The 20,793-nt window shown below is 56.9% G+C and carries 23 protein-coding genes; 22 read left to right on the top strand and 1 reads right to left on the bottom strand.

What is annotated here, in order from left to right; all coding sequences use genetic code 11:
• The first annotated feature begins 6 nt into the window (after positions 1–6).
• Genes flgG through fliP form a run of 7 tightly spaced genes read left to right on the top strand, consistent with a single transcriptional unit; the run spans position 7 to position 4,956 of the window.
• Complete coding sequence (gene flgG / locus E8M78_RS14620) at positions 7–795, top strand: flagellar basal-body rod protein FlgG (RefSeq protein WP_137135707.1); 789 nt, start codon at positions 7–9, stop codon at positions 793–795.
• Positions 796–818: 23 nt separating this feature from the next.
• Positions 819–1,298 carry a flagellar basal body P-ring formation chaperone FlgA gene (flgA, locus tag E8M78_RS14615; RefSeq protein WP_246658345.1) on the top strand — a complete coding sequence of 160 codons (480 nt, stop codon included), beginning with the start codon at positions 819–821 and terminating at the stop codon, positions 1,296–1,298.
• A complete protein-coding gene (locus E8M78_RS14610; RefSeq protein ID WP_137135942.1) occupies positions 1,298–2,410 on the top strand; it encodes a flagellar basal body P-ring protein FlgI in 1,113 nt (370 codons plus the stop codon). The genes flgA and E8M78_RS14610 overlap by 1 nt, the downstream gene beginning before the upstream one ends.
• Complete coding sequence (locus tag E8M78_RS14605; RefSeq protein ID WP_137135705.1) at positions 2,407–2,955, top strand: MotE family protein; 549 nt, start codon at positions 2,407–2,409, stop codon at positions 2,953–2,955. Before E8M78_RS14610 ends, E8M78_RS14605 begins: the two co-directional genes overlap by 4 nt.
• Positions 2,952–3,662 carry a flagellar basal body L-ring protein FlgH gene (gene flgH / locus E8M78_RS14600; protein WP_137135704.1) on the top strand — a complete coding sequence of 237 codons (711 nt, stop codon included), beginning with the start codon at positions 2,952–2,954 and terminating at the stop codon, positions 3,660–3,662. The genes E8M78_RS14605 and flgH overlap by 4 nt, the downstream gene beginning before the upstream one ends.
• A 26-nt stretch (positions 3,663–3,688) precedes the next feature.
• The gene (locus E8M78_RS14595; protein ID WP_137135703.1) at positions 3,689–4,222 is read left to right on the top strand and encodes a flagellar basal body-associated FliL family protein; all 534 of its coding nucleotides are present in this window, start codon (positions 3,689–3,691) and stop codon (positions 4,220–4,222) included.
• Positions 4,219–4,956: a flagellar type III secretion system pore protein FliP gene (gene fliP / locus E8M78_RS14590; protein ID WP_137135702.1), complete on the top strand. Its 738-nt coding sequence runs from the start codon at positions 4,219–4,221 to the stop codon at positions 4,954–4,956. Before E8M78_RS14595 ends, fliP begins: the two co-directional genes overlap by 4 nt.
• A 16-nt stretch (positions 4,957–4,972) precedes the next feature.
• On the opposite strand, the gene E8M78_RS23325 is transcribed toward fliP, so the two are convergent.
• Positions 4,973–5,116 (bottom strand): hypothetical protein, encoded by a 144-nt coding sequence (locus tag E8M78_RS23325; RefSeq protein WP_170973427.1) that lies wholly within the window; start codon positions 5,114–5,116, stop codon positions 4,973–4,975.
• Positions 5,117–5,486: 370 nt separating this feature from the next.
• Between E8M78_RS23325 and E8M78_RS14585 the strand changes: the two genes are divergently transcribed.
• The 15 genes from E8M78_RS14585 (at position 5,487) to flgD (ending at position 20,664) form a co-directional block, all read left to right on the top strand.
• On the top strand, positions 5,487–6,449 hold the full coding sequence (locus E8M78_RS14585; RefSeq protein ID WP_137135701.1) for a flagellin: 963 nt from the start codon (positions 5,487–5,489) through the stop codon (positions 6,447–6,449).
• A gap of 258 nt (positions 6,450–6,707) precedes the next feature.
• Positions 6,708–7,670: a flagellin gene (locus tag E8M78_RS14580; RefSeq protein ID WP_137135700.1), complete on the top strand. Its 963-nt coding sequence runs from the start codon at positions 6,708–6,710 to the stop codon at positions 7,668–7,670.
• Between the two features lie 325 nt (positions 7,671–7,995).
• A complete protein-coding gene (locus tag E8M78_RS14575; RefSeq protein WP_137135699.1) occupies positions 7,996–8,964 on the top strand; it encodes a flagellin in 969 nt (322 codons plus the stop codon).
• 245 nt (positions 8,965–9,209) lie between these two features.
• On the top strand, positions 9,210–9,842 hold the full coding sequence (locus E8M78_RS14570) for a hypothetical protein (protein ID WP_137135698.1): 633 nt from the start codon (positions 9,210–9,212) through the stop codon (positions 9,840–9,842).
• Positions 9,839–11,143: a MotB family protein gene (locus E8M78_RS14565; RefSeq protein ID WP_062555363.1), complete on the top strand. Its 1,305-nt coding sequence runs from the start codon at positions 9,839–9,841 to the stop codon at positions 11,141–11,143. The genes E8M78_RS14570 and E8M78_RS14565 overlap by 4 nt, the downstream gene beginning before the upstream one ends.
• Positions 11,143–12,420, top strand: a complete 1,278-nt coding sequence (gene motC, locus E8M78_RS14560) for a chemotaxis protein MotC (protein ID WP_137135697.1) — start codon at positions 11,143–11,145, stop codon at positions 12,418–12,420. Before E8M78_RS14565 ends, motC begins: the two co-directional genes overlap by 1 nt.
• A gap of 4 nt (positions 12,421–12,424) precedes the next feature.
• Positions 12,425–13,885, top strand: a complete 1,461-nt coding sequence (locus E8M78_RS14555; protein WP_137135696.1) for a flagellar hook-length control protein FliK — start codon at positions 12,425–12,427, stop codon at positions 13,883–13,885.
• Complete coding sequence (locus E8M78_RS14550; RefSeq protein ID WP_137135695.1) at positions 13,812–14,390, top strand: lytic transglycosylase domain-containing protein; 579 nt, start codon at positions 13,812–13,814, stop codon at positions 14,388–14,390. Before E8M78_RS14555 ends, E8M78_RS14550 begins: the two co-directional genes overlap by 74 nt.
• 283 nt (positions 14,391–14,673) lie before the next feature.
• On the top strand, positions 14,674–15,345 hold the full coding sequence (locus tag E8M78_RS14545) for a winged helix-turn-helix domain-containing protein (RefSeq protein WP_062555367.1): 672 nt from the start codon (positions 14,674–14,676) through the stop codon (positions 15,343–15,345).
• A gap of 223 nt (positions 15,346–15,568) precedes the next feature.
• Positions 15,569–16,789: a flagellar hook protein FlgE gene (locus E8M78_RS14540; protein WP_137135941.1), complete on the top strand. Its 1,221-nt coding sequence runs from the start codon at positions 15,569–15,571 to the stop codon at positions 16,787–16,789.
• A gap of 30 nt (positions 16,790–16,819) precedes the next feature.
• Positions 16,820–18,265, top strand: a complete 1,446-nt coding sequence (flgK, locus tag E8M78_RS14535) for a flagellar hook-associated protein FlgK (protein WP_137135694.1) — start codon at positions 16,820–16,822, stop codon at positions 18,263–18,265.
• Positions 18,266–18,268: 3 nt separating this feature from the next.
• A complete protein-coding gene (locus tag E8M78_RS14530) occupies positions 18,269–19,354 on the top strand; it encodes a flagellar hook-associated family protein (protein WP_137135693.1) in 1,086 nt (361 codons plus the stop codon).
• 37 nt (positions 19,355–19,391) lie between these two features.
• Positions 19,392–19,739: a flagellar biosynthesis regulator FlaF gene (gene flaF, locus E8M78_RS14525; RefSeq protein WP_137135692.1), complete on the top strand. Its 348-nt coding sequence runs from the start codon at positions 19,392–19,394 to the stop codon at positions 19,737–19,739.
• Positions 19,736–20,185, top strand: a complete 450-nt coding sequence (gene flbT, locus E8M78_RS14520; protein WP_062555372.1) for a flagellar biosynthesis repressor FlbT — start codon at positions 19,736–19,738, stop codon at positions 20,183–20,185. Before flaF ends, flbT begins: the two co-directional genes overlap by 4 nt.
• Positions 20,176–20,664, top strand: coding sequence for a flagellar hook assembly protein FlgD (flgD, locus tag E8M78_RS14515; RefSeq protein WP_137135691.1), 489 nt, complete (start codon positions 20,176–20,178; stop codon positions 20,662–20,664). The genes flbT and flgD overlap by 10 nt, the downstream gene beginning before the upstream one ends.
• The last annotated feature ends 129 nt before the right edge of the window (positions 20,665–20,793 follow it).

The raw sequence follows: 20,793 nt of genomic DNA, 5'->3' as shown, positions 1-20,793 counted from the left end.
AGATCGATGAGAGCACTTTCCGTCGCAGCGACGGGCATGGATGCCCAGCAGACCAACCTCGAGGTCATCGCGAACAACATCGCGAACATCAACACCACTGGCTACAAGCGCGCCCGTGCCGAGTTCGCAGATCTGTTGTATCAGACCGAACGGGCTGGCGGCGTTCCCAACCGGGCTAACCAGGCGATTGTCCCGGAGGGTGCAAACATCGGTCTCGGCGTGCAGACCGCCGCCGTGCGCAACATCTTCCAACAGGGCGAACTGACGCAGACCGAGAACTCCCTCGACGTTGCGGTCATCGGCCGCGGCTGGTTCCAGGTGCAGGCGCCGGATGGCTCGACCATGTACACCCGTGCAGGCGCATTCAATACCAATGCGCAAGGCCAGCTGGTGACGATCGACGGCTATGCCGTGGTCCCCAACATCACCTTTCCAGCCGATGTGACGGAAACCGTGATCAACCGTTCTGGCGAAGTCAGTGTCCGCATCGGAAATGCGACAGAATTTACGCCGCTCGGCCAGTTGACCATGGCGAACTTCGTTAACGAAGCAGGCCTGAAGCCAATGGGCGACAACCTCTTCCAGCAGACGGCTGCTTCCGGTGAGGCCATTGTCGCAGCACCCGACGATCCGGGCTTTGGTTACCTCAAGCAGGGCTATCTCGAATCCTCCAACGTCGATGCCGTGAAGGAAATCACCAACCTGATCGCGGCACAGCGTGCCTATGAAATGAACTCGAAGGTGATCACGACAGCAGACGAAATGGCGTCGATCGTCAGTAAGAACCTGAAGTAAACTTTAAAGGGGTGGCAGACATGATGTTTCGCCGGAATAGCCGGAAGCGGGTCGGATTGCAGGGCATTGCCCTTGGTCTTCTTGCTGGTCTTTTGGCGCCGTCCGCATACGCCGATATGGGCTATGCGGTCGTGCCGAAGCAGATCATCTATCCGGGTCAGGAAATCGATGCCGCCCAGCTTCAGGAAGTCGAAGTCACCAATCCGAACCTTGCCGGCGGCTATGCCTCCGGTATCGACCAGGTCATGGGTAAGGTCAGCAACCGCACGCTTCTGCCAGGCCGCACCATCCAGCTCAGTGCGTTGCGCGAACCCTACGCGGTCAAGCGCGGTGCGCCTGTGCGCCTCACCTTCACCCTCGGCAACATGACGATCAGTGCAACAGGCACGCCCCTCGACAATGCAGCGGTTGGCGACGTCATCAAGGTCCGCAATCTGGATTCGGGTGTCACCGTTTCGGGAACGGTCATGGCGAATGGAACAGTGCAGGTGATGGCGAAATGATGAAGCGTCTTCTTGCGGCAGGCCTTGCCTTTCTGTGCCTTCTAACGCCGATTCAACCGGCCTTTGCCGATGCTTCGCGCATCAAGGATATCGCGTCCCTGCAGGCGGGCCGTGACAACCAGTTGATCGGCTACGGTCTGATCGTCGGTCTCCAGGGAACGGGCGACAGCCTGCGTTCCTCACCCTTTACCGAGCAGTCCATGCGCGCCATGCTGCAGAATCTCGGCATATCGACACAAGGCGGCCAGTCGGCAGCGAAGAACACGGCGGCCGTCATGGTGACGGCCAATCTGCCGCCCTTTGCCAGCCCCGGTAGCCGCCTTGACGTCACGGTAAGCTCCCTCGGGGACGCAACATCGCTGCGTGGCGGTACCCTCATCATGACCTCGTTGACCGGCGCCGACGGCCAGATCTACGCCGTCGCCCAGGGCTCGGTCATTGTCTCTGGTTTCTCGGCGCAAGGGCAGGCAGCTTCCGTCACCGAAGGTGTGACGACAGCCGGCCGCGTTCCGAACGGCGCCATCATCGAGCGCGAACTTCCGTCAAAATTCAAGGACGCCGTCAATCTGGTGCTGCAATTGCGAAACCCGGATTTCTCGACGGCGGTCCGCATCGCCGATACCGTGAACCGCTTTGCGGCCCAGCGCTACGGCAGTGCGATTGCGGAGCCGCGTGACTCGCAGGAGGTTTCGGTTGCCAAGCCCAAGTCTGCGGATCTCACGCGCCTGATGGCGGAAATCGAAAATCTCGTCGTCGAAACGGATACGCCCGCAAAGGTGGTTGTCAATGAGCGCACGGGTACTGTCGTTATCGGTGCCGATGTGAAGGTATCTCGCGTTGCCGTCAGCTATGGAACCTTGACCGTCCAGGTCACGGAGACGCCGCAGATTATTCAACCTCAACCCTTTTCCAATGGTGAGACCGCCGTTCAACCCCAGACCGATATCAGCGTCATGAAGAGCGGCAGCAATGTCGCCATCCTGAACGGCCCCGATCTGAGGACGTTGGTTGCAGGTCTCAACAGCATCGGCGTCAAGCCGGATGGAATTATCGCGATCCTGCAGGGCATCAAGTCCGCAGGCGCGCTTCAGGCGGAGCTCGTCATACAATGAAGTCTGATCTGAAACCTGTCATTTTCGCGCTTGGCCGCAGAAAATCCTTCCTGCGACTGGCGGCTGTTGGGGCGCTATTGCTTTTGGTGCCACAGGTCAATGCGCAGCAGGCGACGTCGCTGCCGAAAGATTCCACCGCTGCCGATATCGAGAAATTCTGCACGAACATCGCCGATTCAGCGCGCGATCAGCGCTACCTTCTGCAGAAGCAGGAACTCGAAAAGCTGCAGGCGGACGTGGACGAACGCATCGCCGTTCTGGAAAAGCGCAAGGCGGAATATGAGCAGTGGCTCAAGGTTCGCAACGAGTTCATGGCAAAGGCAGATGCCGGCCTGATCGAAATCTTCAAGACAATGAAAGCAGACGCGGCAGCGCCCCGGCTTGAGCAGATGAGGCTCGAACTGGCTGCAGCGATCATCATGAAACTTCCGGCACGTCAGTCCGGCCTGATTCTGAGTGAGATGGATCCGCTGAAGGCGGGTCAGATCTCAATGATCATGTCCAGCGCGTCCGACCCCAACACATCCAAGGATCGCCGCACATGATCAAGCGCATTTCAGTATTTTGTGTAGGCCTGCTTTTGACAGGTTGCGCCAGTCAGACGGTCAAGGAAATCGGCAACGCTCCTTCTATGAGCCCGATCGGCAGTGGTCTTCAGTATGCGCAGACGCCTCAGATGTCCTCCTATCCCAAGCAGCCACGCCACATGGCGAACGGTTATTCGCTATGGAGCGATAGTCAGGCTGCACTCTTCAAGGATGCGCGCGCATTGAATGTGGGCGACATCCTGACGGTCGATATACAGATCAATGATAAGGCGGATTTCGATAACGAAACCGACCGCAGCCGAACGAACTCGACAGGCCTGAAGTGGGATGCGACGGCCAGCATTCTTGGCTGGAAGCCCTCCACCAATGCCGATCTCAGCACCGACTCAGATACCTCTTCCAAGGGCAAGGGATCTACCAAGCGCTCTGAAAAGCTGAACCTTCTGGTCGCAGCGGTCGTGACCGGCGTCCTCGAGAATGGTAACCTTCTGATCAGCGGCTCCCAGGAAGTGCGCGTCAATCACGAAATTCGCATCTTGAATGTGGCGGGTATCGTGCGGCCACAGGATGTCAACGCCAAGAACACCATTTCCTATGACAAGATCGCCGAAGCCCGCATTTCCTATGGCGGCCGCGGTCGTCTGATGGAAGTGCAGCAGCCGCCCGTCGGTCAACAGGTTGTCGACCTGTTCTCACCTTTCTGATGACGGGCTGAAGGGATACCGGGATCATGGAAGACGCAGCAGAAGGCGCTGAGACGAAGAAAAAGGGTGGCGGCATGGTGGCCACCATCGCTGGCGTCGCCATCGTCACCCTGATTGGCGCCGGTGGCGGCTGGTTTCTCGGTGGCATGATCGCGCCAAAGGATCCGGCTGCCGAAAAGGCTGCGGAAGAGAAAAAGCAGGAAGCGGCAGCGGCAGCCGCCGCCGCCCATGGTGGGGGTAAGAAGGAGGAGGGTCTCCCACACATTTCCACCGCTGCGACCGGCGTTGTGCAGCTTGAGCCTATCACGACCAACCTGGCCTATCCTTCCGACAACTGGGTTCGTCTTGAGGTGGCGCTGGCGTTCAAGGGCCCCCCTGAGATGCCGCTCGCTGAGCAGATCCATCAGGATATACTGGCCTACATGCGGACCGTCTCGCTCCAGCAGATCGAAGGACCACGTGGCTTTCAATATCTTAAGGACGACATTCAGGAACGTGTTGACCTTCGTTCGCAAGGCAAAGTATCGAAAGTGATGTTCAGAACCTTTGTGATCGAATGATTCGACTCCTTGCGCTGCTCGCCGTCTTCTTGATGGCACCGGGACTGGTATTTGCACAGCAATCGCCAGCCGACCTTTTGAACCTGCCGGTGGATGGCTCCGCGGCGGCGTGGATCATTCGCACCTTCGGACTTCTGACGGTGCTTTCCATTGCGCCGGGCATTCTGGTGATGGTCACCAGCTTTCCGCGGTTCATCATTGCTTTTTCCATTCTCCGAACAGGTATGGGTCTGGCAACCGCTCCTTCCAACATGGTCCTGATCTCGATGGCCCTGTTCATGACCTTCTACGTCATGACGCCAACCTTCGATCGTGCATGGACGGAAGGCGTACAGCCCCTGCTGCGCAACGAAATCAACGAGGCGGAAGCGGTACAACGGATCGGGGAGCCCTTTAGAGCTTTCATGAGCGCCAATACGCGTGAGAAGGATCTGACGCTCTTCGTGGACATCGCGCGCGAAAAGGGCCAGTCCGTCGGAACGCCGGAGGCCATAGACTATCGCGTCCTGATCCCAGCCTTTATGTTGTCTGAAATCCGGCGCGGCTTCGAGATCGGCTTTCTGATCGTCTTGCCATTTCTGGTGATCGACATGATCGTCGCTGCCATCACTATGGCCATGGGTATGATGATGCTGCCGCCGACATCAATCTCTCTCCCCTTCAAGATCCTGTTTTTTGTCCTGATCGACGGGTGGAATCTCTTGGTAGGAAGCCTCGTCCGCTCGTTCAACTGAAGCAATTTGCCGAGGCTCAGGACCCGATCCTCTTCTTCCAGACGTCGTTCCACTCATGCTGGCCGGTCATTTCTTCCGTCCCCTGTCGCTGCTGGCTGGCGAAGCTTTGCGCGGACTGCTCATTTTCGAGGCGTTTTTGGGCAGGCACGATCGCGTCCATATCGGACGATGCTCAACTACGAACAAAGCTTCCTAAGTGTTAACATCCGGCCCTCCAAACTCGAAATCATGTCGTGACGGCACACATTGCCTTTTTGTGAAGCAGGCCAGAAAAATTTAATTAAAACAATAGGATAATTCTCCCGGTCATAGTCTGTAAATCATTATCCACCGGACTGTTTGCATAGGTCGAACTTTAGAATGCGGTTTAAGGAATCCGCAATGAATCTCTGCAAATATCCTTGGCATATGACGCGTTTGGTTTCCTATGAGTACACGGAACCGAGTGGGCATGAAGCCAATCGTCATTGCCGGTAGTTCAAGTCCGGTATGTCCCCAACGAGTATCCAGTAACAAGGGACTAGAATACTATGTCATCGATTATGACGAATAGCTCGGCTATTTCAGCGCTCTCCACTTTGCGCTCCATCAGCAGCAGCATGGAGAAGACCCAGTCCGCGATCTCCTCGGGCTATAGCGTCGCCAGCGCTTCAGACAACGCTGCATACTGGTCGATCGCAACGACAATGCGTTCGGACAACAAGGCACTCGGCACCGTCAAGGACGCTCTGGGTCTGGGCGCTGCAACGACTGACACTGCCTACACGGCCATCGCATCCTCCATCAAGGTTGTTGACCAGATCAAGACAAAGTTGACCGCGGCTTCTCAGCCTGGTGTAGACAAGGACAAGGTCCAGAAGGAAATCACACAGCTTCAGGACCAGCTGAAATCGATCGCCAAGTCTGCTTCCTTCTCCGGTCAGAACTGGGTTCTCCAGGACGATAACAATTCACCGGAAACCAAGGCGATTGTTGGTTCGTTCAACCGCGACTCCGAAGGCAATATCAGCCTGACGACGCTGGAATACGACACGACCAACTCGACGTTGGTCAGCCTTGATGCAGATGGCGAGAACGATACTTCAGGCGTCGGCATTCTCTCAAAGGAACGTACTGGTCTCACCTATGTGGACGATCAGGGCGATACACAGACTGACGGCGAAGTGACCGACGGCATCCTCGGCTTTCAGATCTCGGCAACGACCGATCGTAACACCATGGCCCAGATCCTTTCCGGCGTTGAGGCCGCACTGAAGGAGATGACGGACGCCGGCGCTGACGTGGGTGCGATCAACAGCCGTATCGATTTGCAGAACGACTTCGTTGAAGATCTGATGGACTCCATCGACAAGGGCGTTGGCAAGCTCGTTGACGCAGACATGAACGAAGAGTCGACCCGCCTGAAGGCTCTGCAGACGCAGCAGCAGCTGGGCATCCAGGCTCTCTCGATCGCCAACAACGACTCGCAGAGCATCCTTTCGCTCTTCCGCTAATCCAAGTTCTGGTTAAGCAAAACTTAAGATCGCGCCCGGAAAGGGCGCGATTTTTTTTTGTCTGGTCGAAATGCTTCAGCTCAAATCACTAATCTTTTGCAGAGCTACTTCAATCTTTGTTAACCTTAATGAGTTGATATGGACCCATACAAGCGGTGCGTCCCGATAACCATTGAAGCAGGACGAGCATGAGGCGCAACACCCCTTGCCGGTAGACCCGGAATACCCAAGTCCACTGTTTTCTTGTAGGGGCCAATTATGACCAGCATTCTGACCAATACCGCAGCGATTGCAGCGCTCTCCACTCTGCGCAATATCGCCAGCGATATGGAAACAACGCAGAACCACGTATCTTCCGGATATCGCATCGAAACGGCCTCGGACAACGCTGCTTACTGGTCGATCGCCACGACGATGCGTTCGGACAACAAGGCTCTTGGCACGGTCAAGGACGCTCTCGGCCTTGGCGCCGCGATGACGGATACGGCTTATACGGCTCTCCAGAGCTCGATCAAGGTTGTCGACGAGATCAAGGCAAAGCTGACGGCTGCCTCGCAACCTGGCGTGGACAAGGAAAAGGTCCAGAAGGAGATCACGCAGCTCCAGGACCAGCTGAAGTCGATCGCGAAGTCGGCGTCCTTCTCCGGTCAGAACTGGGTTCTTGAAGACCCGACCACGACTCCTGAGACTAAGGCCATCATCGGTTCCTTCAACCGTGATGCCAACGGCAATATCAGCCTCACAACGCTGGAGTACGATACAACGAAGTCTACTCTGGTTAGCCTTGATGCATCCGGTGATAACGACACGGCCGGCGCTGGCATTCTGTCGAAGGAATGGACTAACCTGACCTACGTGGATGAAACCGGCAGCACCCAGACCAATGGTGCATTGGCGGATGGTATTCTGGGTCTGAACATTTCGAACACGACGACTCGTGACGAAATGGCACAATATCTGGTTGCGACCGATCAGGCTCTTAAAGAAATGACTGATGCGGCAGCGGACGTCGGCTCCATCAATAGCCGTATCGATCTGCAGAGCAACTTCGTTCAGGACCTGATCGATTCTATCGACACGGGTATCGGCAAGCTTGTCGACGCTGACATGAACGAAGAGTCGACCAAGCTGAAGGCTCTCCAGACACAGCAGCAGCTTGGCATCCAGGCTCTCTCGATCGCCAACAACGATTCGCAGAACATTCTGACGCTCTTCCGTTAATCGTAAGACGTTTCAGACCCTCAAAAGGGAGGCCGCGCCGTTTGCGCGGCCTCCCTTTTGCGTTCAGGATTTCTGGTGCGGACAGTTCGGTTTGTCCCCCAACCTATTGCCTCTGGAAAAAGATCAGCCTCGCACAAGACAAATGCGGCTTTATCGACCTCGGGATGCGAGTCTGCTGAATGCTCTGTTCGGAGCAGATCGGGCTGGCCATTCACATACGCCCGAACGTCTGCCGAGATCTTGGTCGGCTAACGTCTGCATGATGCAATCGCGCGTTTAGCCCGGTCCGGCATGTCCCAAATCATATCCAGGGGCGATATTCGAAATGACAAGTATTATTACCAACACGGGCGCCTTGGCGGCGCTCCAGACACTGCGTTCCGTCAATCAGAACATGGAACAGGTGCAGGCGCGTATTTCGTCAGGTTACCGCGTTGAGACCGCTGCCGATAACGCCGCTTACTGGTCGATCGCAACCACCATGCGGTCGGACAACAAGGCGCTCAGCACGGTGCAGGACGCTCTGGGTCTTGGCGCCGCAACAACGGATACGGCCTATACGGGTCTGAACTCTGCCATCAAGGTCGTGGACGAGATCAAATCCAAGATCACTGCCGCTTCACAGCCCGGTGTTGACAAGACCAAGATCAACAAGGAACTCGAGCAGTTGAAGAATCAGCTTGCTTCGATCTCGGAATCAGCATCCTTCTCGGGCGAGAACTGGCTCTTCAACAAGGACAGCGCAAATCCTGGCGTCAAGAATATCGTGGCCTCGTTCAATCGCGCCTCCGACGGCGCCGTGAGCCTGACGACACTCGCCTTCGATACGGCAACGTCGACCCTCATCGACACTGAAGACGCCCAACGCGGCGTTCTGACCATGGACTGGACCGTAGATCAGCCTGACGGTAGCGGCGGTACGGTTGCGGCGGACTACTTCCTGATCAATGCCGACTCAGCCTCGGGTGCAGCCGGAACTGAAATCGCGATCAGCAATACCACCTCCGCAGAAGATCTCGCCGGAATGTTGAGCGCAACAGAAAAGATCCTTCAGCGCCTGACCGATTCGGCGTCAGCGCTTGGTGCCATCACCAGCCGCATCGACATGCAGGAACAGTTCGTATCGACACTGATGGATGCAATTGATACGGGTGTCGGGCGACTTGTGGATGCGGATATGAACGAGGAATCGACCCGATTGAAGGCCCTGCAGACCCAGCAGCAGCTGGCGATCCAGTCGCTCTCCATCGCGAACACCAACGCCCAGAACATTCTTCAGCTCTTCCAGCAGTAGTCACAGATCGCTGACACCATACAAGGGGTCGCCGCTCGTCAGAATGGCGGCCCATATCTTCACCTTCGCGCAAGTTTGACTTCCTAAAGTTCCAAAAAATTCACGCTGATCCGATAAATTTGTCGGGACATGTTTGGCATGCAGTAGGGTATGGCGAAAATCATGGTGGCTAGGTTTCGACGACATGTGCCTTCGAGCGGTTCACCATGCGAAGGTCCGGCCTTTCGCAGTGCAGGAGAGGGACGATGACGGCATCCCTGACGCGATATCTGAAGGACTTTTCCACGCCTCCTGCGGCGCCGGTTCCGGTCGTAGCTTTCGAGATCGACAATGATTTTCATTTCGAGCCGCCAGCGCCCGAACCCTCCATCGATCTGGAGGCGGAACGGGCCACCGCATTTGCGGAAGGGCGCGCCGAAGGCGAGGCGGTCAGCGATGCGCGCTGGGAAGCGGAACGCGAGCGGCTTGTGGCCGAACATGAGGCGGCTCTGATTGAACTGCGCCACGAAATGGAAAGACAGACCGCTGAACGTCTTGTCGAAAGCCTTGAGCGCATGCGCGAGGAGGCTGCCGTCGCCCTGGAGACGGCGGTGACTGCAGTTCTCGCGCCGGTCATGGAAGATGCCGTTGCGCAGGCCATGGTGAGCGAACTCGCACATCAGGTCATTGAGGTCCTGAAAAGCGAGGACATCGCGAAAGTGACGGTCCACGGCAGCCAGAGCCTGTTTGAAATGTTCACCAAAGCCTTGGGCGAGAATGCCCCGGAAATGCGGCACATCGAGACACCCGATCTCGATCTGTCCGTCGATATCAATGAGGCTGTCCTGGTCACCCGGCTTTCTGCCTGGGCTGGTAGCCTGAAGAAAGTGCTCGCATGAGCGAACAGAATCATCATCACGGCAAAAACGAAATCATCATCGTCAAGAAGCATGGCGGTGGGCACGACGGACATCATGGTGGTGCCTGGAAGATCGCCTATGCCGACTTCATGACAGCGATGATGGCGTTTTTTCTCGTGATGTGGCTAGTCAACGCTGCGAACGAAAAGACGACAGCATCTGTCGCCAGCTATTTTAACCCCATCAAGCTTTCGGACCAGACCCCGGCAAAGAAGGGCCTGGAAAAGCCGGTCGATGCCGCCGAAGGCGAGGAGAGCAAGGAGCGCTCCAAGGTCAAGGCCGATGCCGATAAGGTCGGTGCCGCCGCCGCAACAGGCGAGGATATGACGCAGGCTTCGGGTGAAGAAGCCAACTTCTCGGAAGCGGACTTCTTCCAGAATCCCTATTCCGTTCTGGCGGAAATCGCTCAGGAAGTTGGTCAGCAGGCAAATGTCAGCGCCAAGGGTGAGGGCGGTGCGAGTTCATCGGGCCCCGCAACCGGCGCAGACGGCGGGGAAGCTTATCGCGATCCGTTCGATCCCGACTTCTGGACCAAGCAGGTGGAAGTCACACGCGCCGATGGACAGGCCAAGGCGCCGGCAGAAGTGAAGCCGGTCAATCCGTCCAACGAGACCATGCCGGAAATGTTGCCGCCGACACCGCCCTCTGCGACGCAAACGCGCGGAGAGCCGCCGAAGAACCCGGCAAACGTTGCGCAGGCTGGTGCCCCGGCTGCCGATATGCAACTGGCATCCGTCGCTCTCCCGCGACCCAGACCCGACCCTGCAACAGTGCAGGCGGATGCTGCGGCAGCGGCTGCTGCGGCAGCCGCCGAGGCACGCAAGGCTGATGAACTGAAGCAGCAGATCGAAAGCCAGATTGCGGGCATTTCGGGCAAGCTGGCCGAAGGCTTGATCGTGACGCCGGCTGAAGGCGGGCTTCTGATCACTATTTCCGATCAACTCGATACGCCGATGTTCAATGTCGGTTCAGCCGTTCCTCGTAAGGAACTGGTGCTGGCCATGGAGAAGATCGGTGCAATCCTGAAGGATCGCAAGGGAAGCGTCATCATTCGTGGACATACGGACGGTCGTCCGTTCAAGTCGGGCGAAAACGACAACTGGCGCCTTTCTTCCCAGCGCGCTCACAGCGCCTATTTCATGCTGACCAAGGGCGGGCTTGCCGAAGACCGGGTGAAGCAGATCTCAGGCTATGCGGATCGGCGCCTTCAGGTTCCCAATAACCCGCTGGCTGATCAGAACCGGCGCATCGAAATCCTGCTTGAGGACGGCAAAGCCTGATGAACTGGCGAGCGCGCCATGCTCTGTCTCTGCTCGCGGCAACAGCCATTGCGCTGGTTCTGCCGATGGATAGCCGCGCCCAGCAATCGCAAGAGACGTTGGAGCCCTACCAGATGTTGCGGTCCCTGCAATTCGTGCAGGATACGGTGGTCATGGGCGATCACTCGGCCGGTGCCATGCAGCGCTTCATGCTGTCCACCATCGATAAGCGATTGCGCACCGCCGATATGCGCGTCTTCGAGGATCCGAGAAACGTCGACGCGGCGCTGATCTACGCCATGAGCGGCGGCAATCCCTCAACCCTGGAACTGATTGTCTCGAAGGATACAGCTGGCAATTTCGACAACCGAGTCGCCAATGCGCTGCGCAAATACCTGAGCGGTCGTGGCACGATGGTGGCGAGTGGTCTTGCGAGCATGGTGCCGGAGTACCGCGACCAGCGTATCGGCCCTTACCTCGCGCTGGTCGCTGGCAATGTGATCATCGCGACGGATCAGAAGAAGGCCCTGGAATTCTATGATATGGCGCGCCTCCTGGCGCCAGGAACCATCATTGAGGAAGCGGCTCTGCGCCGGTCCGTCGCGGTCGCGGTCGAACAAGGCCTCGTCGCGAAGGGCTTTGGCTATGCACGCCAGTATGCAAGACGCTTCTCCCATTCTCCCTATGCCAGCCAGTTTGCAGATCTTTTCGTGACACTGGTTTCTGCTCATTTCGGAGAGATCTCCGCCGAGGATCTGGACGGTGCTCTGGAGGTCATGGCGGATGATCGGGCGCGCGAGATTTACCTGAGACTTGCACGCCAGGCGACCATCGAGGGAAAGACCGAGCTTGCCAAGCTTGCTGCCGATAAGGCGGCTGAACGCGGAAAATCACTTGCCACAAGCGGTTTGTCAGCCGCGAGCCTTTTCAGCAATGTGGCGCGCATGCCTGCGGGCAAGATGCAGGAGGCCGTCAAGGCTCTCGATCAGATTCCGGATAATGAGCTCAGTGCAGAGGATCGCGCGCTGCGTGATGCCGCCCGACGGATTGCCGCCGAGGTTCTGAAGGCTCCCACCCTCGAAAGCCTCGGGCAAGACAAAGCAGAGACAATCCCCAATCAGATCAGTGCAGAACAAACCTCTGCACTTCCTGCGCATGATGCTGCGGGAGCCACGGCGAAGGGAGCTCAACCTCCCGCCGGTGAGGCGAAAGCGCTCGATCCCGACTTCAAGACCTATGTCGACAAGGGTCGGTCCAAGCTGAGCGCAATCGATGAACTGCTGAAAAAGGACAAGTAGCGCGATGATTACGTCGGCCTTGAATTTGGGCGCGCCCGCCAGCGGCGCGGCGCCTCAGGACGCCGTGCAGGGACGCGGTGGAAAAGAAAAATCAGATGGCTTCGGCAATGCCCTCTCAAGCGTCTCACAACGCGAATCGAAAGGGCAAGGCGAGGATCAGGCGGGAGCAAAGACTTTGCCATCCGATGATGCGGATGAGCAATCGGATGTGCAGCAAGGTCCGGCAGTTCCCCGCGTTCGTATTTCAGGTAACTCTGCTGCTTCGGCAGCGCTGAGTCTCGATCTCACGATCGCCAGCAAACTGAACTCGAAAGCGGATGTCGAAGTAAACCCCATGGGGGGCAAGCCGCCGCACATCGACGAAGATCCGAAAGCGCAAAAGCAGGACAAGGCGCAGAAGGCAAAGGCGAAGGGATCGGACAAGAACGATGACGACGATATCTCGTCCGGCAAGACAGAGATAACCGCCGACCTTGAGATGGGCGCACAGAAGGCAGATGTCGAAAAGGTCGATGCAAAGTCGATTGCCTCCGATGCAAATTCCGTCTTGTCGCTTCTGTCTGGCTCGGCCGAAACTGCTGCGGTTGTGCATTCCGGTGCGAAAATTGCCGCTGGCACGACTTTTGGATCGGGCGATGCCGATAACAGCAAGCGCGATGCTGCGCAGATTGAGAAGCAGGCCACCACTGGTGATACACCCTTGGGCACTGATCTTGATGTTCCGGTGGAATTGCCGGAGACAGGCGCCGGAGGCGGTGAAAAAACCTTCCGTTTTGCGGGTCCTCGCGGCAGCAGCATGGATATGGTCATCGGCACTGGCGCCGATGGGAAGGCGACGTTTGAGACCGGACGCAGTGGCAGTGGCGGTGCCGAGCAGGTTACGGTTCTCGATGCACGCCGATTCCTCGGCTTCGGTACGTCACAGAACGCAACGGCCCTGACGACTGCCATCTCGCAGGATCAGGACTGGGCAGCGGCTATGCATCCCAGTTCCGCTCTGTCGAATGCTGCTGCCCAGAGCAGCACGGGTAACGTTGTCAATACACTGAAACTGCAGATGACACCGGTTGATCTGGGTTCGGTGACGGCCACCTTGAGGCTCGTTGGCGAGCAATTGAGCGTTCATCTGACAGTGGAGACCCGTGCGGCCCATAGCCAGCTCACAAGCGATAGCAGCGGCATTTTGGACGCTCTGCGTTCGCAAGGCTTTGCGGTTGATCAGGTGACCGTGACAATCACGCCGACGTCACAGTCGGACAGTTCGCAGCAGTCCAATGACGCCGGACAGCGTGGTGCCATGGCCGGGCAACAGGGCAATGGTGGCGCAGGGCAGGGACAGGGGCAGCAATCCGGACGTGCCGGAGTGCCTTTCATGACAGGAAATGATGACTATGAAACAGCCGCAGATCCGCGCTCCGGCGCTGCTTCTGGGCGCGATCTTCGCGCTGGCGATATCTATCTCTGATGCCCTTGCCGTGGCACCTGGCGCCTGTGAGAAAGAAATCCAATCGGCTGCAGCAAAGTACCAGATTCCTGAAGGCATCCTTTATTCGGTCGGCCTGACGGAGACCGGCCGCAAGGGCAGCCTCTATCCCTGGGCACTCAATATCGAGGGCAAAGCCTACTTCCCGGAGACCCCGATGGCCGCCATGCAGGCCTTTGAGACGGCTCGCCGGGAGGGAAGACAACTCATCGATATGGGTTGCATGCAGATCAATCACCACTTCCATGGCGAGAATTTTGCGTCTCCACAGGAGATGTTGGACCCGCGACGGAACGTCGAATACGCCGCAAAGTTTCTCCGCAACCTCCACGACCGCCACGAAACATGGACGATGGCGGTAGCCCGATACCACGCAGGACCAAACAACGACCCGGCACAAAAGCGGTACGTCTGCCGCGTGATCGCGAATCTGGTCGCGACGGGTTACGGCAAGTGGACACCGGGAGCTGCAAATTTTTGTCACTGAATACAACCAAAAATTGGTTGCAGGGCTGCGCCTCATGGTGGGTGATCGCAGATAGACTGATTTGTCAAAAAAGTGGCAAGAGAAGATCAGTTTTACGTTACGTTAACTTTTCCACTAAATTTTTGTGGGGAAAAATTGTCGCACCCACTAGATGTAGAGCAAATCAGGAGCCGACTCTTAATCAACTATTAAAATCTATGGTTAATTTTGCGTAGTTGTTCATGAAGCCGCCGATTCGTACCCATAGATCATCGAGGCACCACACTGATTCGGAGGCGGACGAATGATCGTAGTGGTTGATGAGCGTGAGCTCGTTAAAGAGGGTTACACCTCATTGTTTGGGCGTGAGGGAGTACCCTCAACAGGGTTTGATCCCAGAGAGTTTGGCGAGTGGGTATCGACTGCGGCCGATACGGATATTGCAGCGGTTGAAGCGTTTCTGATCGGTCAGACCGAGCATGCGCTGGAGCTTCCGCGTGCAATCCGGGATCGTACCGCAGCACCGGTGATTGCTGTGAGTGATCAGCCTTCGCTGGAAGCAACGCTGGCACTGTTCGACAGCGGCGTCGACGATGTCGTGCGCAAGCCGGTTCATCCCCGGGAAATCCTGGCACGTGCGGCGGCTATCCGCCGTCGTGTGAAGGCGTTGACGAACTATACCGATATCGGACCGATCCGCGTTTTCGACGATGGTCGCGATCCGGAAATCCAGGGCGAGATCTTCCCCCTGCCGCGGCGCGAGCGTCGCATTCTCGAATACCTAGTCGCAAACCGTGGACGTCGCGTTTCCAAGACGCAGATCTTCAACGCCATCTACGGCATCTTCGACGAGGAAGTCGAAGAGAACGTCGTCGAAAGCCACATCAGCAAGCTGCGCAAGAAGCTGCGCAAGAAGCTCGGCTTCGACCCGATCGATAGCAAGCGTTTCCTAGGCTATTGCATCGACTGGAGCTGATTGAGCTTTCCCAAAATTAGACAGTGATTCACTTGGCATTAGCCGAGTTTGGCCCCGGAAATCGACAGCGATTTCCGGGGTTTGTATTTTGTATCTGCCTGTAGCGCTCTCGGTCTGACTTTGCTTCAGGATGTTCGGAATGGCTGATGAACAGCCGAAACAGCCAGCTTCACGCAAGGCCCGTCATCTAGTGTTGCTACCACAGGCAGAACGAGGAATTGATATGAGCCTTTACGGAACCATGCGGACCGGCGTGTCCGGAATGAATGCCCAGGCAAATCGTCTCAGCACGGTGGGCGATAACATCGCAAACGCCAGCACGGCCGGTTACAAGAAATCATCGACGCAGTTTTCGTCGATGATCCTGCCGTCTTCCGAAGGCTCCTACAATTCCGGCGGCGTCAACACCACTGTCCGTTATTCCATCAACGATCAGGGCGCCTTCAGCTACACGACGTCCTCGACCGATCTGGCAATCGATGGTGAAGGCTTCTTCATCGTCGCTGGAGCCGATGGCACCGATTACCTGACCCGCGCGGGCAATTTCGAGGTGCAGGAAGACGGCACGCTGCAGAATTCGGCTGGCTTCACCCTGATGGGCTACCCTTACAAGGCCAATGAGGATCCGACGATCGTCATCAATGGTTTCGAAGGTCTGACGGAAATTAACGTGACATCTGGTGGGATGACGGCCACGCCTTCAACAGAAGGTCTCGTGGCAGGCAACCTGCCTGCCAAGGAAGCGATCGGTTTTACAAAGTCCTCATCGCTCGTGGCCTATGACTCGCAGGGCAATGGTCGCCTTCTGAACCTGACCTACGAGAAGATGAATGATAACGAGTGGGAACTGACGATCGACTTTACCGACTCCGGGACCCCTCCGGTTACCACCAATCTGTCGACCACGACGCTCACCTTCGATGCGCAAGGCAAATTGACGGCGCCAACGGCACCAATCACCACCACTGCCATTCCATCGACCAGCCTCGGCGGCGCGGAACTGGGCGCGCTGGACATCGACCTCTCCAAGCTGTCACAGTTGGGTGCCGATTACTCCATCACCGGTAACATCAACGGTCAGGGCGCCAGCGCTGTCGACAAGGTCGAGATCAGCAAGGATGGCGTGGTTTCCATCCTCTACAAGAACGGCCAGTCGGTTCCGACTTATCGTATCGCCATGGCAAACGTGCAGAGCCCCAACAACCTCCGGCCTCTTGCCGGCAACGTCTACTCCCAGAGCAATGACTCCGGCGTCGTCGTCATGGGCTATGCGGGCTCTGTCGGCTATGGCGACATTCTGTCAGGCGCGCTGGAAGATTCCAACGTCGATATCGCGGAAGAACTGACCACGATGATCGAGTCGCAGCGCAGCTACACGGCCAATTCGAAGGTCTTCCAGACCGGCTCCGAACTTCTCGAAGTACTCGTGAACCTGAAGCGTTAAACCAACAGGCTTTCACTGGAGTGATGTAACATGACGCTTTCCACCGCACTGAATACAGCCCAGGCCATATTCAACAATACCTCGAAGCAGACCCAGGTCGTTTCGTCGAATATCGCCAACGGTCAGAACGCGAACTACGTTCGTCGTTCCGCCTCGTTGACCACGGCTGGCAACGGTGCGTTGGTTGCGTCCGTCGACAGAGCCCAGAACAATTCGCTGCTTCGGCAGACCATCACCGCCACGTCCGTTTCCACCGGCCAGTCCACTCTTCTCACCGGTCTGCAGGAAATGCGCGACCTGATGGGAAACAACGAGTATGACAACTCGCCGAGCAAACGCCTTCAGGACCTTTATGATCAGCTAAGCTCCTACGCGGCATCACCAACATCGACCACCCTTGGATCGACCGTTGTCGCCAATGCGCAGGATCTCGTTGATACTTTGAACAGTACATCTGCCGGTGTGCAAGGCATTCGAACCCGCGCCGACGCTGAAATCCAGAGCCAGGTCGACAAGCTGAATGGCCTGCTTGGCCAGTTCGAGGCCGCCAACAATCAGGTTGTCGGCGCAAAGATCACGGGATCGGATGGCAATAATGCGCTCGACAACCGCGAGACGATCCTGAAGCAGATTTCGGAAATCGTCGGTGTCTCGACCGTGGTTCGCGACAATGGCGACATGGCGATTTACACCTCCGAAGGCACCACTCTTTTCGAAACGATCCCGCGCACGGTATCGTTCAACTCGACCAATGCCTATGCGGCGAACGTCACCGGCAATCCGATTTACATTGATGGCGTTGCGATTACTGCGGGAGAAGGCGGCGATACCAGCGCATCCGGTTCGCTGCAGGCCCTTCTGCAGATTCGTGACGAGATCGCGCCGAAATTCCAGAGCCAGCTCGATGAAGTCGCGCGTACCTTGATTGTGTCCTTTGCCGAAACCGGTCCATCCGGAGCGTTGACGCCCGTCGCAGGCCTCTTCACAAATGGTGTGGATGATGCGGTCGACTCGACAGGCACCGTCATTCCCGGTCTCGCAGCATCCATCAAGGTCAATCCCCTGGCAAAGGGCAATCCGACCATGATCCGCGATGGCGGGTTCAATGGTGCTGCCTATGTCGTCAACACGGGCGGCTCGGGTTATTCGGCGCTTCTCGACAGCTATACGCAGGCGATGAAGACGACACGCAGTTTCGACCAGGCGACGGAGGTAAAGGGCACCCTGAGCCTCATGACCTACTCGTCGGCTTCGACGTCCTGGCTGGAAGCGATCCGTAGTACGGCCACCGCTGCAAACGAAACCAAGACGGCCATGGAGGCGCGTGCTTCGGAAGCCTACACAAGTGAAACCGGCGTCAGCCTCGACGAGGAGCTCTCCCTGCTTCTCGATATCGAGCAGTCCTACAAGGCGGCGACCAAGCTGGTCAGCACCATCGATGAAATGATGGCAGCCTTACTACAAGCGGCAGGATAAGACATGAAGACTTCATTCAGCTCGACGATTTCAGTTCAGACCAGCCTTAGAACGGCAATGGCGAAAGCCCAGAATGAACTGATGAAGGCAAACGAGGAGGTCACCACCGGCGTTCATGCCGACATGGGTGTCTCTCTCGGATCGCAGACCGCGCGCAATCTTGATCTCACGCGCGATGTCATGCGGATCGAGTCGCAGCTGACGACGAACTCCGTCGCCGTTACCCGTCTGGACTCTTCAGAGGCGGCGCTTAACAACATGTCGACCTCGGTCGACAAGGTTCGCGGCGCACTCGCCTCGCTGACCTCCAGCGCGTCGACCCTGGACGATGCCCGACGCACGCTGACCTCCGCGCTCGATTCGTTCACAGATGCGGCGAACTCCTCGGTTGCTGGTGAATATCTGTTCGCGGGCACGAACACCGACGTCAAGCCGCTGACATCCTTCACGGAAGCCGGATCTCCATTTAAAGCGGCTTACGATGCGGAACTGAACCAATTCTTAAGTGCAAACGGGATACCTTCCAAGAGCGCCATGACGGCAGCTCAGGTGGACAGTTTCTTGACGGATCTTGAAGCAAAGTTCAACGGTACGACGACCTTGACCGACCCGCCGCACGCGGGCCAGGCCGGACAGGATTTCTGGACCACGTTCGTTTCCAATGCGAACGACACGAACATGACAACGCGCATCAGCGCCAATGAGGTCGTTGATACGTCCACCAATGCGAACGGTTCCGGTTTCCGCAATTTCGTATTCGCCGCCGTCGTTTCCAATGAGTTCTTGACGACAGACGTACCGGAAGTTTCCCGGCAGGCAGCGGTCAAGGTTGCCAGTGGTGCTATTGGCCGGGCTGAAACCGGTATCACTACGGCTCGCTCAAATCTTGGTATTTCCAGCGAGCGCGTGAAGAACGCGAATGAATCTCTCGAATCCCAGAAGAAGATCTTCGAACTGCACTTGAATGATCTGCAAGGTGTCGATGCCTATGAGGCATCCACCCGCGTAACATCGCTGAAGGCTTTGCTTGAGGCGTCCTATACGTTGACGTCAAGAATACAACAATTGAGCCTCGTAAACTTCCTTTGATGATTGAAGGAAGTGACTGAAAATGAAGGATACATGAATGTACCAGTTTTCATATGCCGAGATCATGGAGGACGACGTCGCGGACGCCAAAAGCCGCGAACGTCAGGCGCTCGATCGTTCGATCGAACTCCTGAAGGCGGCCCGTGATACCGCCGAGTATTCCGGCACAACTATCGAGGCCTTGTTTTTCACCAGGCGTGTCTGGATCCGCTTCATTGAGGATCTGCGCCAGCCGGAGAACGAGCTCAACGCCGAGCTGAGAGCCAACCTCATCTCCATCGCCATCTGGATCTTGAAGGAATGCGAGCGGATTCGTCAGAGACAATCGCAGAATTTCCAGGGCATTATTGACGTTACCACCATCATCAGGGATGGACTTAAATGAAAAGTACGCTGCGCATTTCGCTGAAGTCTGGCGAACGAATCTTCATCAATGGCGCGGTATTGCGCGTTGACCGCAAGGTAGCCCTTGAGTTTCTCAACGATGTGACATTCCTGCTGGAGAACCACGTTCTGCAGCTGGAAGACGCCACCACCCCTCTGCGCCAGCTCTACTTCATCGCGCAGATGATGCTGATCAATCCGGAAGGCAAGGAGCAATCGCTCGCCATGTTCCGGAAGTCCATCACGATGCTCTTGGCCTGCTTCAAGGACGATGAGGTACTGGCAGAACTGAAGCGCATTGATGCCATGGTCGTCAGCGGCCGTGCTTTCGATGCCCTGAAGGCGATCCGCGGGCTGTACGCCATCGAGGATCGTATCCTCAACAATCAGGAGATGACCCCGGCCACGGTGGAGCAGATCCGCAGGGAGATCGCGCCATGGCGGTAGATTCAGTTTCAAGTTCGACAGCTGCATCCAATCCTTGGGCGAATGCAGGCGCATCGACCAAGGACGCGGACAAGGCAAGCGTTGATTATAACAGCTTCCTGAAGCTTCTCATCGCACAGATGAAGAACCAGGATCCGACCTCGCCGATGGACGCGTCGGAGCAGATCTCGCAGCTCGCCTCCTTTTCGCAGGTCGAACAGACCATTCAGACGAACAACCACCTGAAGAGCATGCTTCAGGCGGAAGCCCTGACACGGGCGGGCGACATCGTCGGCAAGTACATCATGAGTGCCGATGATACCGTAACCGGCAAGGTCAAGGAAGTTCAGGTCTATTCCGACGGCGTCATAGCGTTGACGGAAGCGGGCGATAAGGTGCTGCTCCAGGCGGGTGTCGTGGTTTCTGATCGTGAGATTACGAAACCAACCACATCGACCAGCAGCAGCACGTCTACGACTAATACCAACAGCGATACGTAGAGCTGATCAGCGACCCGAGTGTGCTGACCGGCGACGGCCATCAGAATTGACCCCTCTCCGCGCAAATAGCATTTTCATCTTTGCGCGGAGATGGTCTAAGCGGAGAGCTTGGACGGTCCCGAATGATTC

The organism is Rhizobium sp. FKY42, assembly GCF_005222835.1.
In the GTDB taxonomy this organism is placed as follows: domain Bacteria; phylum Pseudomonadota; class Alphaproteobacteria; order Rhizobiales; family Rhizobiaceae; genus Neorhizobium.
Note: the sequence above shows the minus strand (reverse complement) of the source record. Positions and strands in the feature narration are given on the sequence as shown.